At 38.9% G+C, this 12858-nt stretch carries 12 protein-coding genes, 1 tRNA gene and 1 other annotated feature; of the genes, 1 reads left to right on the top strand and 12 read right to left on the bottom strand.

Features of this window, described 5'->3' with window-relative positions; translation table 11 throughout:
• Nucleotides 1–44: 44 nt before the first annotated feature.
• The 10 genes from IWB18_RS05215 to IWB18_RS05170 all read right to left on the bottom strand — a co-directional run bounded on the left by IWB18_RS05215 (nt 45) and on the right by IWB18_RS05170 (nt 7998).
• Nucleotides 45–1208, bottom strand: a complete 1164-nt coding sequence (locus tag IWB18_RS05215) for a DUF4349 domain-containing protein (protein ID WP_195682556.1) — start codon at nt 1206–1208, stop codon at nt 45–47.
• Nucleotides 1209–1222: 14 nt separating this feature from the next.
• On the bottom strand, nt 1223–1759 hold the full coding sequence (locus IWB18_RS05210) for an RNA polymerase sigma factor (RefSeq protein ID WP_195682555.1): 537 nt from the start codon (nt 1757–1759) through the stop codon (nt 1223–1225).
• Between the two features lie 170 nt (nt 1760–1929).
• Nucleotides 1930–2016: transfer RNA gene (locus tag IWB18_RS05205), tRNA-Leu, on the bottom strand.
• A gap of 109 nt (nt 2017–2125) precedes the next feature.
• On the bottom strand, nt 2126–2482 hold the full coding sequence (gene rplT, locus IWB18_RS05200) for a 50S ribosomal protein L20 (RefSeq protein ID WP_195682554.1): 357 nt from the start codon (nt 2480–2482) through the stop codon (nt 2126–2128).
• A gap of 25 nt (nt 2483–2507) precedes the next feature.
• The gene (gene rpmI / locus IWB18_RS05195; protein WP_195682553.1) at nt 2508–2705 is read right to left on the bottom strand and encodes a 50S ribosomal protein L35; all 198 of its coding nucleotides are present in this window, start codon (nt 2703–2705) and stop codon (nt 2508–2510) included.
• Between the two features lie 61 nt (nt 2706–2766).
• Nucleotides 2767–3288, bottom strand: a complete 522-nt coding sequence (gene infC, locus IWB18_RS05190) for a translation initiation factor IF-3 (RefSeq protein WP_195682593.1) — start codon at nt 3286–3288, stop codon at nt 2767–2769.
• A 198-nt stretch (nt 3289–3486) separates the two neighbouring features.
• Nucleotides 3487–5394 carry a threonine--tRNA ligase gene (thrS, locus tag IWB18_RS05185; RefSeq protein ID WP_195682552.1) on the bottom strand — a complete coding sequence of 636 codons (1908 nt, stop codon included), beginning with the start codon at nt 5392–5394 and terminating at the stop codon, nt 3487–3489.
• A gap of 41 nt (nt 5395–5435) precedes the next feature.
• Nucleotides 5436–5637, bottom strand: a binding site (T-box leader).
• Nucleotides 5638–5676: 39 nt separating this feature from the next.
• On the bottom strand, nt 5677–6399 hold the full coding sequence (locus IWB18_RS05180; RefSeq protein ID WP_195682551.1) for an HAD family hydrolase: 723 nt from the start codon (nt 6397–6399) through the stop codon (nt 5677–5679).
• Between the two features lie 67 nt (nt 6400–6466).
• The gene (locus tag IWB18_RS05175; protein WP_195682550.1) at nt 6467–7180 is read right to left on the bottom strand and encodes a DUF6873 family GME fold protein; all 714 of its coding nucleotides are present in this window, start codon (nt 7178–7180) and stop codon (nt 6467–6469) included.
• Nucleotides 7177–7998 (bottom strand): aminotransferase class IV, encoded by an 822-nt coding sequence (locus IWB18_RS05170; RefSeq protein ID WP_195682549.1) that lies wholly within the window; start codon nt 7996–7998, stop codon nt 7177–7179. The genes IWB18_RS05175 and IWB18_RS05170 overlap by 4 nt, the downstream gene beginning before the upstream one ends.
• Nucleotides 7999–8119: 121 nt before the next feature.
• Between IWB18_RS05170 and IWB18_RS05165 the strand changes: the two genes are divergently transcribed.
• Nucleotides 8120–8440 carry a nucleoside triphosphate pyrophosphohydrolase gene (locus tag IWB18_RS05165; protein WP_195682548.1) on the top strand — a complete coding sequence of 107 codons (321 nt, stop codon included), beginning with the start codon at nt 8120–8122 and terminating at the stop codon, nt 8438–8440.
• Nucleotides 8441–8457: 17 nt separating this feature from the next.
• On the opposite strand, the gene IWB18_RS05160 is transcribed toward IWB18_RS05165, so the two are convergent.
• Together IWB18_RS05160 and IWB18_RS05155 are read right to left on the bottom strand one after the other, a co-directional pair.
• Nucleotides 8458–9630 (bottom strand): TraB/GumN family protein, encoded by a 1173-nt coding sequence (locus IWB18_RS05160; protein ID WP_195682547.1) that lies wholly within the window; start codon nt 9628–9630, stop codon nt 8458–8460.
• A gap of 150 nt (nt 9631–9780) precedes the next feature.
• Nucleotides 9781–12726 (bottom strand): vitamin B12-dependent ribonucleotide reductase, encoded by a 2946-nt coding sequence (locus IWB18_RS05155; RefSeq protein WP_195682546.1) that lies wholly within the window; start codon nt 12724–12726, stop codon nt 9781–9783.
• Nucleotides 12727–12858 lie beyond the last annotated feature (132 nt).

Below are 12858 nucleotides of genomic sequence, written 5' to 3'. Positions count from 1 at the left end.
AACCTCCTTTCGGAGATTTCTTTCAAAAGTTTCTGAAATTTTGCTTATTTCTTGTGTCTATTCTTGAAAATCAGCAACCCGATTAGACCGAGGATTCCAATTAGAAGAATGTAGGGCAACAGTGAAGTTAGTACTACCAACAAATTTGATGTAAATATCAACAGGGAGTTGATGGACTGAACAAAAGCTTCCTTGATCCTGAAACCAAAGTTTTCAAATGGTGATTTTACTTTTGTAGTCGGGACTTCTTTTTCGTATACGTTTACCTGAATAGTGGAGTATGCTATTTGAGTATCCCAATTATTGATCATGGTAGTTCTGTAGTTGATCTCATTTCTTACTCTCGACAATTGATCTTCAATGGCCAGCATATCCTCGATTTTTTCAGCTTTTTCCAAATATTCGAGTAATCTTTCCTGTTGAATCAAATAACTGTCCAATTCACCTTTTATATCCTGATATTGCCGGGTTATATTGGTGGTTCTGATGTTTGAATTTTGTGCTTCCCCGTAACTCTCAATTGTATCCATTGCCGCTTCGAAATCCACTGACTTGACCCTTAACAGAACGTATCCGGATTTAGTAATCTCCCCATCAGAGCTATCATAATAATTCGAACTGGATTCTTGGATAAATCCTCCAATACTCTTTATATAAACTTCGATTTTTTCCATCGTATCCTGATATTCTTCAGTGTACAAATTCATGGAACCGGTGTAAATAATTTTTGATACATCAAATGACTCGGCCATATCGAGAGTAATCCCGGAATCATCCCTTGACTCCTCTCCGCCACTATCGGAATCCTTTCCATCATCTCCGTAATCATAATCGTAGTCATATGCAGGTTCTCCACCGTTTTCAGCGGAATCCTGGTTTGCCATGGATCCAAATAAAAATGTTTTCAAAAATGGAGTGATTAAAAACAACACCAGTATCAGACCGGCTGCTATGGGGAAATACTTCCTGTAGTTCACTTTCTTCATCCTTCCTTTGTCGATTTCTTTCATGACTCCCTTTTTCAAATCAAAATCCATATCGTATTCCTCTACTGAGGACAACCTGTTTTTGAATTCCTTGACATCTTCAAAATACCGGCTGCACTCTTTACAGGTTTCCAGGTGAGATTGTAATTCAATGGTTTCCTCGACACTCAAGTCATCATCGACAAATCTGTTTATATAATCGATATATTTGTCATGATCCATTGCCTTTCCTCCTTTCAATCTTTAAAATCAATGCGGGATCTGAGTTTGCTGCGTCCCCTGCTGATTCTGCTTTTTACGGTTCCCACCGGCAAGCTTAAAATGGCGGCTATCTCGCTATAGGCATACCCCAGTACGTCTCTTAAAATAACAACTTCCCTGTATTCAAGATCCAGTTCATCTATTTCCGCCAAAATATTTTTGAGATTTTCATCTTTGATCACAGTTTTTTCAGTAGAATCCTCACTGGATATTTTATTTTCCAGGATGGAAATAGGATAGTTTTCCACTTTCCTTCTCCAATAGTCTCGAGCGCAGTTTACTGCAATTCTATAAAGCCATGTGTACAGCTCACTCTCACCTTTGAAATTTTTCATGTTTTTGTAAACTTTTATAAATGTTTCCTGTGTCAGATCTTTTGCTTCTTCTTTATCTGAAATCATTCTTGCGATAATGTTGTACACTTTTTTTCCGTATCTATCCATTACAATCTCAAATGCATCCCTTTTTCCCTTTTGAAAGTCTGCCAAAAGCTCTTTCTCATAAATGTCCATCACTTTACCCCCTCATTGATTTAGACGAGCATGTTCAAAAAAAGTTCCCTCAATATATCTAATATTTAACTTATATCCTAAATGACAAACAAGAAACAAAAGCAGTCCAGACATAAAAAAAAATCGAAATAAATTTCGATTTGATTTGTGTGGATTATTTACTTTTAAAATGGTGCCGAAGGCGGGAGTCGAACCCGCACGAGTGTTACCTCACTGGATTTTGAGTCCAGCGCGTCTGCCAATTCCACCACTTCGGCTCACCGTGAATACAAGAATTAGAATAACATATAAAACAGTATCTCGTCAAGAGAAAATTCATAAAAATTCGAAGTGCCCGTATTGAATTTCAATCAGGCACTTGAATTATTAATTTAACTTCGCCTTTGCAACATCTACAAGTTGTGTAAATGCGGCCATGTCAGATACAGCTAATTCTGCCAATATCTTTCTGTCTATCTGAACATCCGCCAATTTAAGACCATGCATCAATCTGCTGTAGCTCATGTTGTTCATTCTTGCAGCAGCGTTGATTCTTGCGATCCAAAGCTTTCTGTAGTCTCTCTTCTTTTGCTTTCTACCTGAATATGCTGATCTAAGGGCTCTCATTACGGCTTCATTGGCAGGTCTGAACTGCTTGCTTTTTGAACCGTAGTAACCTTTAGCTAGTTTCATAATTTTTTTATGTTTTTTCTTCGCGTTAATAGCTTTTTTTACTCTAGCCATGTTTTAACCTCCTATCTGATTTCAATTATTGATATGGTAATACTTTTTTCATGTTTGCGGCGTCAGCGCCTTCAAGATAACCGATTTTTCTAAGGTTTCTCTTTCTTTTTTGAGATTTCTTGGTTAAGATATGACTTTTAAAAGCCTTTGCTCTTTTAACCTTACCAGATTTAGTTACTTTAAATCTCTTTGCTGCTCCTCTATGGGATTTCATTTTAGGCATTTCAGTTCCTCCCTCCTGTACATGTAAGTTATGCTATCTATAATCAAACTGGGTTTGAATTTTAGCTTTCCTTCTTAGGCATAAGGTACATTACCATACTTCTACCTTCAAGTTTTGGAGCCTTTTCAATTTTACCCACTTCTGAAACAATTTCTGCGAACTTAAGCAATAAGTCTTTACCTGAATCGGTATAAGCCATTTCTCTACCTCTAAATCGAACAGAAGCTTTTACTCTGTCTCCGTTCTCCAAAAATTTGATGCAATTCTTGGCTTTAACGTTCAAGTCGTGATCCTGCACTGCGGCAGACATTCTGATTTCCTTGACATTAATTACCTTTTGCTTCTTTTTTGCTTCTTTCTCTTTTCTGCTTTGCTCGTATTTGAATTTTCCGTAATCCATGATTCTGCAGACCGGTGGCTTGGCGTTTGGAGAAATTTTCACTAGATCCATTTCTTTTTCATCAGCTAATTTCTGCGCATCTCTTGATGACATTATGCCCAACTGCTCACCGTCATCGCCAATCACTCTGATCTCTCTATCTCTGATTTGTTCATTGATTTGGAATTCTTTACTGATAAGTATACACCTCCGTAATAATTTTGAGTCGCCTTCGACTCAATCACTTATCTTGCCATAATATAAAATGGCAGGTAGAATTATCCACCTGCCAAAAATTATCCATTGACCTATTAACCCGGACTTTAAAAACTCCAAGGTGAGAAGTGGACCTTCTACTTTGTTACTAAGTCATGATATCATATGTCGACTATGTCGTCAAGGTTAATTTCTTTTTTCTTTGATTTCCATCAAAATCATATCTAAGAACTCTTCTTTGCTTACCGTTCCAAGATCTGCCTCTTTTCTCGATCTCAATGACACAGTCCCTGACTCGGCTTCCTTCTGTCCGACTACAAGCATGTATGGAGTCTTTTGTAGTTGAGCTTCTCTAATTCTATAACCGATTTTTTCATCCCTGGCATCTACTTCCACACGAATATTATTTTCCTTAAGCAACTTCTCCAATTCGTAAGCGTATTCGTGATGTGCAGGAGCTATCGGCAGGATCCTTACCTGCTCTGGTGACAACCAAAGCGGAAATGCACCAGCGTAGTGCTCTATCAGTATCCCAATGAAACGCTCTATGCTGCCAAGTACCGTTCTGTGAACCATCACAGGCCTGTGCTTTTCACCATCAGCTCCCACATATGTAAGATCAAATCTCTCCGGCATCTGAAAGTCCAATTGTATGGTTCCACACTGCCAAGTCCTTCCGATGCAGTCTTCCAAATGAAAATCTATCTTAGGGCCATAGAAGGCGCCATCCCCTTCATTTACACGGTAGGCAATCCCCTTTTCCTCCAGGGTATCTCTCAAGGCTTCGGTGGCAACTTCCCAATCCTTGTCATCGCCTATTGCATTTTCAGGTTTGGTGGACAATTCCACCTTATATGAAAATCCAAAGACCTTGTAGATTTTGTCAGTGAGATCTATAATTTCGATAATTTGATCTTTTACCTGTTCCCTGGTCATGTACAGGTGCGCATCATCCTGTGTGAAATTTCTGACCCTCATAAGTCCGTGTAGCGCCCCTGAAAGTTCGTGTCTGTGTACAAGGCCCAGTTCCGCCATTCTTATGGGCAAATCTCTGTATGAATGCATTTTTCTTTTGTACATAAGCATTCCCCCAGGACAATTCATGGGTTTTACTGCAAATTCTCTATCGTCTATCTGGGTAAAATACATATTTTCCCTGTAATTATCCCAGTGTCCCGATCTCTTCCATAGTTCAACATCAAGTATTATTGGAGTCTTGATTTCCTCATAATTACTCTTTATATGTTCTTCTCTCCAAAAATTTTCAAGTATATTTCTTAAAATCATGCCTTTGGGATGGAAAAACGGAAATCCGGGTCCTTCTTCCTGTATTGAAAAAAGATCGAGTTCCTTTCCCAGTTTTCTATGATCTCTTCTTTTTGCTTCTTCCAACCTGTCAAGATATTCATCAAGCATTGATTTCTTCGGAAAAGCTATACCATAGATCCTTTGGAGCATCTTGTTGTTTTCATTGCCTCTCCAATATGCCCCCGCTATGCTTAGAAGTTTAAAGGACTTGACCGATCCGGTGTTCATAAGATGAGGACCTGCACACAAATCAGTAAATTCTCCTTGGCTGTAAAAACTGATCACCGCATCTTCCGGCAAGTCTCTTATAAGTTCCACTTTGTAATCTTCTCCGAGTTCCTCCATTTTTGACATGGCTTCATCTCTTGGCAACTCTTCTCTTGTCACCGAAAGTTTTTCTTTTATGATTTTCTTCATTTCAGACTCGATCTTTTCCAAATCCTCAGGCACAAGAGTTCTATCCAAGTCAAAATCGTAGTAAAACCCGTTTTCAATAGCTGGTCCTATGGCCAGTTTCGCCTCTGGAAAGAGCCTTTTTACAGCCTGGGCCATTATATGTGTTGAAGTATGCCAGTATGCATGTTTTCCACCTTCACTGTCAAAAGTCAATATGTTCAGATTGCTGTCAGCCTCAACAACCTTTCTCAAGTCAACTATCTCTCCATTGAGTTCAGCTGCACAAGCCATTCTACCCAAGCCTTCACTTATATCTTGAGCTATTTCATAAGCTGACACTTTATTTTCAAATTCTTTTATTGTTCCGTCCTTTAATTTGATTTTAATCACTTTGATCCCTCCTAAATAAAATAAAAAAATCCCCTGCTTATGCAAGGGACGTGAATTCACGCGGTTCCACCCTAATTGACTGAAATCCTCTCATTTTAATAACGGCAATACCGGCAAGGCATACTTTTTTCAGCCCGCAACTCCAAGGTGGTGCATGCAATCCCTGATTTAAAGATGCTTCCAGCTTCGCATCTTCTCTCTGAAAACCGGATAATCGCAGCTTGTCCTCTTCACAGTCTTTAGAATATTATATTTAACATGACATACACTGTCAATGATTTTTCACAATATCTCAACATCTGCCGGTATTTTATAAATTACGTCTTTTCTCTCTACAATTATACTCGCTTTGGACTTGAGGCTTTCATCATCCTGAAACATTTCCACAAGCTTTTTGATGGGATTGATCAGTATGGGATTCCCGACTATTTTAAGCATGTCGAAATCTCCTGTAGTATCTCCGTAGGAGTAGCTTTTATCAAGGTCGATATCGTGCTCTGCTATAAATTTTTTAATAAAGACATTCTTGCTCTCCGAATCCCACATGGGTATTATTTCGCCGGTAAAGTTATTGTTTTCATCTACAAGATATCTTGTACCAACGAAGAATTTGACATCATATTTTTGAGCCATTTTTTCTACAAGATAACTTGGACTTCCTGAAATAAAAACAACCATGTGGTTCTCTTTTTGATGCCATCTGATACGGTCTCTGGTGTATCTGTACACTCTTTCGCCCTTAAGCTTGACTACTTGATCAGTTATGAAATTTATATAGTCACAGTCAAGGCCTTTCATGTTTTTAATATAAATATCAGCTATCTCCAATAGGTAATCTTCATAGTCGCCATGTCTTTTAACCCAATTTTCAAATTTTCTTTTCGCATCTCCGTGCCAGATAGCTGGATCCAGGACTTCGTACTTTATCAACTTTTTAAAATGTTCAACCATCAAAGAATCTCTGTACAATGTTCCGTCAACGTCAAAAAATGCAGCCGTATTCATGTAATCCACCTCCGTTGTATATAATATACCACAGGTAATTTCAACAAAACATTTATTGCAGATCCACTTACAATTCCAGAAAAAATATGCTTCCGATGTCATTTAAACATCCATTGTTCAAGGACACATGATCGTACCCGCAATCGGTTATGAATTCGATCATTTCATTTCCTTGGGAGTGATGCATGGGATCTCCATTAAAAAAGACAATTTTTTTCGACTGCAAAACACCGGTTGCACCGCCGATCAATCCATGGTTCATTCCTTTCAGAAAGACTTCCCTGGGGTTTACCAGCATGCTTTTCATTCCATATTCCAAGGCTTTTTTAAAGATCGGTACGTCAGAAGTGATGATACCCTCTTCTCCCAGAGGTACAAGCGAACACTTTGAATATCCTTGCGGCACATCTACAGTAATCTGTCCGGCTTCATCCAAGATGTTTTTTAGTTTAGAATCTGTGTATTTGACATTGTGAAAGTAGTACCTGCCACATATACCCGCATTATACGGAATATCCCAGGGATACTTACTTTCCAGCGTTGATCCACCCCTGATTATATTCACCCCTGCATCTCCAAGTTCCTTGATTGTAATCTTTGAAATTTCCGGATCCACCACCACACATTTTTCATTTATCGGGCATAGTTGCATGTCCGGATGGGAAGAAACGGCATCGTACAACCTGCAATCGGAATAAACATCTATGAGTTTATCCGCATAGCTTTTTAGAATACTTCTGGCGGTTGACGATATTTGTTCTGAAACTATTGCAATTATCATTTTAAAGCCTCATAACTCATGATATCTTCTTTTACTTTTTTTTCATATCCATTTGCTAAAATTTCTATAACAGGATCTTTTACATCAAATTTAAAATCATCAACGGACCTAACCTTAAGAACACCTATTGAAGTACCCGTTATGAATAATCCTGTCAATCCTACCAACTCGTTGATATGTATCAATCGATCTTCAACATCTATTTTATTTTCTTCACAGATCTCAATTACTTTCTTCCGTGTAATACCGGGAAGAACATCTTTTAAGGGTGGCGTCATCACTTTTCCATCTTTAATAAAAAAAACGTTGGATTTGCTACCCTCAGTAACATACCCGTTCCTGTCCACAAGCAGCAGTTCATGGATACCTTGAAAATCTTTTTTGTTCAATAAATCTTTGAACGACTGAGCTGCCGTTTTGATGTTTGGATCCTTTCTTTCAGCATGGTAAGTCCTGGTCTTTACACCTTTTTCCACTTCAGATTTTTGAGGTATTCTGGTTTTTATCAGGTACATGACCAAATCGTACTTATTGTTGTCTGCTGTATACACAACCCTGACATTAACTCCCTCCAAATCATTTTTTTTGATCAGTTCATTAATGTCGGCTTCCAACTTTTTCCGATCCGGCACGTTTTTATAGCCCGCATGATCCAACGAAGTATAAAACCTGTCAAGATGTTCACTGAGGAATAGAGGTTTTTTGTCTATTGTTCTGATAACTTCATAAACGCTGCTGGGCTTATGATCGTTTATATGCTTGTGTATTTCTTTTAATGCTCCATTAATATTTATATATCTACCTTCTGTATATATCATGAAATCATCTCCAAATTCTATTATACTTCAATATTATCACATGGCACCCTGCAACGCATGGTTTTAACAACACATTTATTGGATATAAATAAACTAAATATTATCTTTGGAAGGTGATTTCATGAAAATCAAGTATGACAAGCTGATAAGAGACAAAGTCCCGGAACTGATTGAAAAAAGCGGACGAAAACATACCGTCAAGGTTTTGGATGAAAAGGAATACCATGATGCCTTGATCGACAAAATCATAGAAGAGATAAACGAGTTTAGAGCTACTGACAACGAAGAGGAGCTGGCTGACATATACGAAGCACTGGATTGTCTGGTCGAACTGAAAGATTATGAACCCATGCACATAGATTATTTAAGACTAAAAAAACGAGAAGCCAGGGGGTCCTTTAAAAAAAGGTTTTTGTTGGTGGACGTTGATGAAAATGAATAACCGGACTTTAAGTCCGGTTATTTAAAAAGCGTATTTAAAAAAGTATTCACTATATTAGCACCACTGATCCAGATTCCAATCGTACATCCAAGGTTCGAAAATGCAACTACCATCAAGGTCCTTGTCACTTTATTCTTCCAAAATCCCTTTAGTGAATAAAGATCCTTCGACAGATCTTCAAAATCCTCTACCTTGGGTTTTCTGATATGTGCCTCCGTAATCCCGGCAAACCAACCAGTGGCAAGCAGTGGATGTATGGCACTCAAGGGTGCCATTAAAAAAGAAGTTACTGCGGACAAGATGTGTCCTCCTGCAACAATGGTTCCTACTGCAGCCAAACTGCCGACCCATAACACAAAGTTTATTACTTGATTAAATGCCATTGACGTGTCAACTGTAAAAGTAAATAAAATCATCAGAATTATCAAACCAGGTATTATCCAGCCACCAATTTTGGAGAATGCACTTTTTTCAGGGATACTTTCAAGCTCCTTTATATCCTGATCCTTGAACAACTCTTTTCTTACACCCGGAGTATGCGCTGCTCCAAGCACTGCCACGATCTTTTCTCCCGGCGCGTTTTTTATTTTATAAGCCAGATATTGATCCCTTTCATCCACCAGATACTTTTTTAAAGTTGGAAAAGCTTTTGACATCTCGGATAATGCCGATGAAAGCATATCTTCGGTTTTCATTCTTTCAAGATCTTCCTCTGTTATATCTTCATCGTCAATCAACGAATACATGATGCTTGCAATCAATTTGATTTTCCCCCAAAAAGAAACTTTTCTCCAAAGTCTCGTAAATGTGGTCTGGATATCTCTATCAGCCATTACAGTAACCGCTCCGGTATCAGCGGCTGAAGTTATACCCTGTATCATCTCTTGGCCGGGGTTTATATTGAATTGCTCTGCTATCTTTCGCTGGTAGTTGGATAAAATAATGTTAGTGAGCATAAAACCGGCTTTCTTGTCTTTGATTATTTTTACGATATCCGTATTTCTCCATTTGTCTTTATCTTTTATTGATTTGTACCGTTGTTCATCTAACTCGATGCATACTGAGTCGGGTTTTTCCTGATCGATGATCTTTTTCACCTCTTCGGCACTATTTTTCGAGACATGTGCCGTACCCACAAGTATGATCTGTTTACCATCAAGTTCGATTCTATTTAAATTGTTCTCTTCCAAAGTTTCACCTTGCCATCCATTTTATTTTTATGCCGCAATTATATTCTATATTAATACGTTCAATGGTTCAACGGATTAAAGGTTTTTTTATTTTTAAATAAAACAGGGGAACTGCGTTCAAACAGTCCCCCCTTCCAATTAATTATCCGATCAACTGCAGCCGGTTGTGCTTCCACAATCCAGACAAACTTTACAGGTTCCGTTTTTCATCATTCTAGTGCTTCCGCAATGAGAACACGTCTCTCCGTAGATTCTTTCACCTTCCGCTTCAACTTCCTTAACATCAGTACCTGTTGCTGGTTTTCCAACGACATGTATCGACGCCTTGCTCATAGGTGTGAAGTTTTCAGGTTTAACCTGGCACCTGCTGAAATCACCCATCTCAATGTCGATTATCTTGCTTACCAGATCAGAAATCGAAGAAGCATATTTAATATATGGATGCCTTGCTACGAATCCCGCTGGTTCAAACTGTTGACCTCTCAACAATCTGGAAATTTCTTTAGGCGGGATGTTATATTGAAGCATGTTTGACAATGCCTTCGACAAGGATGCCAGCAGTCCTTTCACCACTGTACCTTCCTTATCAGTAGACACAAACACCTCTGCAAGATTTCCGTCTTCATAAAACCCTATGGTAATGTATAATTCAATATCTCCAATTTTTGCGGAATGTGTCCTGCTGGTTCTCATCCCACCCGGTCGCTTTCTATTTGGTACATGTTTAACACAATTTTTTGCATAATCCAGAAGCTCTGAATAAGAGTAATCTTGCAATTTTCTTTCCTTGTCCTCGGATACCCCGGATGTCAATGGTTGACTTGCTTTGCAACCGTCCCTGTAAAGAGCTATTGCTTTTGTACCGGTTTTCCAAGCAAGTTTGTGTATCTTGTTTATATCTTCGACAGTCGCATTGTTGGGCAGATTTACCGTCTTTGAAACTGAACCGCTTATCAGTGGAGTTATAGCGGAAACCATCATAACATGACCCTCGGGGGATATTGTATTTGCCGTATCAAAGATGGGATAATGTTCTTCCTTTAAATGCGGTGCCCCAATCACTCCGCCGTGCAGAACTTTTCCGTCTTCGTCTTTTTCAATTATGTATGCAATTATTTCTTCTATGGCATTTTCATTGTACTCTAGGTTTTTTAGTGCAATCTCCAATATGGGATTGACCATTTCCATATTTCCGCCGCCTACCAGTTGTTTGAAGACGATGTGGCTGTAGAATGGCTCAATTGAAGTTGCTCCGCAGTCCATTGCCAGTGAAATTGTTCCTGTAGGCGCTATTACCGAAACTTGGGCATTTCTATAGCCAAATTTTTCACCAAATGCATAGGCATCTTTCCATACCTTCTTTAATTCTTCTCCCAATTTTCCAAGACCTGCAGCCTTTAAGACATCGTGGTCAATCTTTTGTACGTCATAATGGATCTCTTCAAGTTCATCATCCATCGCACCTGCAACCCTGCTGTGATTTCTGATAACTCTCAACATATGATCCTTGTTGATGTCAAATTTTTCGAAAGGTCCTACAGTTTCAGCCATAAATGAGGACATTCTATAGGATGCCCCTGTCATGATCCCCGACAAGGCCGCTACCAGATTTCTACTTTCATCCGAATCGTAAGGCAGTCCCAGTGCCAAAAGAAGAGATGACGTATTTGCAAGTCCCAAACCGGTGGTTCTGAACAAATGACTTTTTCTTGCTATGTCTTTTGTAGGGAACTGCCCCCAGTGGATCGATGATTCCAAAACCAGTTGGATCATTTCGATCAAGTGGACATATTCGTCTATTTTAAACTCATTGTTTTCTTCATTGTAAAATTTATAAACATTTATGGATGCCAGGTTACACGCCGTGTCATCTAAAAATGCGTATTCGCTGCATGGATTGGTTGCATTGATCCTGTTGTACTTCGCATTTACATCTCCATCTTCACCACCGGGACAAGTGTGCCAAGCATTGAATATATCGTCAAATTGCAAGCCGGGATCTGCACATTCCCATGATGATTTGTTTATCAGATTCCACAATGTGGATACCTTGGCATTTTTATTTATGCTCTGATCTACTCTGCCTTTTAGAGTGATTTCAGCATCAGGATCCTTGTCCAGGTCAAATACGCTCTCCATGAAGGATTTGTTCAGTCTGACGGAATTATTGCTATTTTGCCCACCGACGGTAGAATATGCTTCACCATCCATTGAGGTGTCGTATCCCATCTTACCCAGATCTCGAACCTTTTTTTCCTCTCTTGCCTTCCAAGTGATGAAAGTCTCTATTTCTGGATGATCGATATCTGCAATGACCATTTTTGCGGCCCGCCTTGTTGTACCTCCAGATTTTATTGCCCCTGCGTTTTTATCAAGCCCTTGGAGAAAACTCATCATTCCAGACGAGTGTCCTCCACTTGAAAGTCTTTCATCCAATCCACGTATATTTGAAAAATTTGTTCCTACTCCGGAACCGCCCTTAAACAATTTTGTTTCACTGACGTATTGTTCAGTAATGGAATGGTCACCCATCAACTTGTCTTCTATTGAAAGTATAAAGCAAGCCGATGCTTGAGTTCTGGTGTACCTATCAGGACTTTCGACCACTTCTTTTTTCTCTTGATCATAGTAAAACAGATTGTCCTTTTCTCCTTTGATGCCATAACTGTTGAACATTCCTGTATTAAACCACTGTGGTGAATTTGGCGCCCACATCTGAGCTAGAAGTCCAAAGACCAACTCGTCGTAAACTATTTGATAGTCAGAGCTTGTTTTGATGATTCCCTCATCTTTTAAAGAGTCTGACCAAAATTTTACAAGTCTGTGCGCTACTTCCTTCATGCTTCTTTCGTAACCAAGAGCGTTATTGACTCCGGCTTTTCTAAAATACTTCGTAGCGATTATGTTGCATGCGTTTTGGCTATAATTTTCCGGAAACTCCAGCTCAGGCATATCTGCAATCACTTTACCGGTTTTCCAGTTTTTCATGAAAACGTCCACCGTTTTCCAGTTGAACAGATCATAAACGCTTAATGACTTGTCCTCCTCCAGTTTTTGTGTAAAAACCCTTTTCAAAGACCCTTTTAAATGAGACAATTCCAAAACCTCCTAAATGTATATTCATACCTTATATGGTATATATAAGTCATACTTGCAATACATATAGTATACTACACAAAAGTAAAAAACAATACACAAAAAAATAAATTTTGCGGCACTAACATGCCG

This window comes from Alkalibacter mobilis, from assembly GCF_015594845.1.
In the GTDB taxonomy this organism is placed as follows: Bacteria; Bacillota; Clostridia; order Eubacteriales; family Alkalibacteraceae; genus Alkalibacter; species Alkalibacter mobilis.
The sequence above is the reverse complement of the archived record's forward strand: the minus strand, read 5'-3'. Positions and strand labels throughout refer to the sequence as shown.

Excerpts from the sequence above, each read along its gene's own strand:
- IWB18_RS05215 (WP_195682556.1), bottom strand. The coding sequence starts at position 1,208 with ATGGATCATGACAAATATATCGATTATATAAACAGATTTGTCGATGAT.
- IWB18_RS05210 (WP_195682555.1), bottom strand. The coding sequence starts at position 1,759 with ATGGACATTTATGAGAAAGAGCTTTTGGCAGACTTTCAAAAGGGAAAA.
- rplT (WP_195682554.1), bottom strand. The coding sequence starts at position 2,482 with ATGGCTAGAGTAAAAAAAGCTATTAACGCGAAGAAAAAACATAAAAAA.
- rpmI (WP_195682553.1), bottom strand. The coding sequence starts at position 2,705 with ATGCCTAAAATGAAATCCCATAGAGGAGCAGCAAAGAGATTTAAAGTA.
- IWB18_RS05180 (WP_195682551.1), bottom strand. The coding sequence starts at position 6,399 with ATGAATACGGCTGCATTTTTTGACGTTGACGGAACATTGTACAGAGAT.
- IWB18_RS05175 (WP_195682550.1), bottom strand. The coding sequence starts at position 7,180 with ATGATAATTGCAATAGTTTCAGAACAAATATCGTCAACCGCCAGAAGT.
- IWB18_RS05170 (WP_195682549.1), bottom strand. The coding sequence starts at position 7,998 with ATGATATATACAGAAGGTAGATATATAAATATTAATGGAGCATTAAAA.
- IWB18_RS05165 (WP_195682548.1), top strand. The coding sequence starts at position 8,120 with ATGAAAATCAAGTATGACAAGCTGATAAGAGACAAAGTCCCGGAACTG.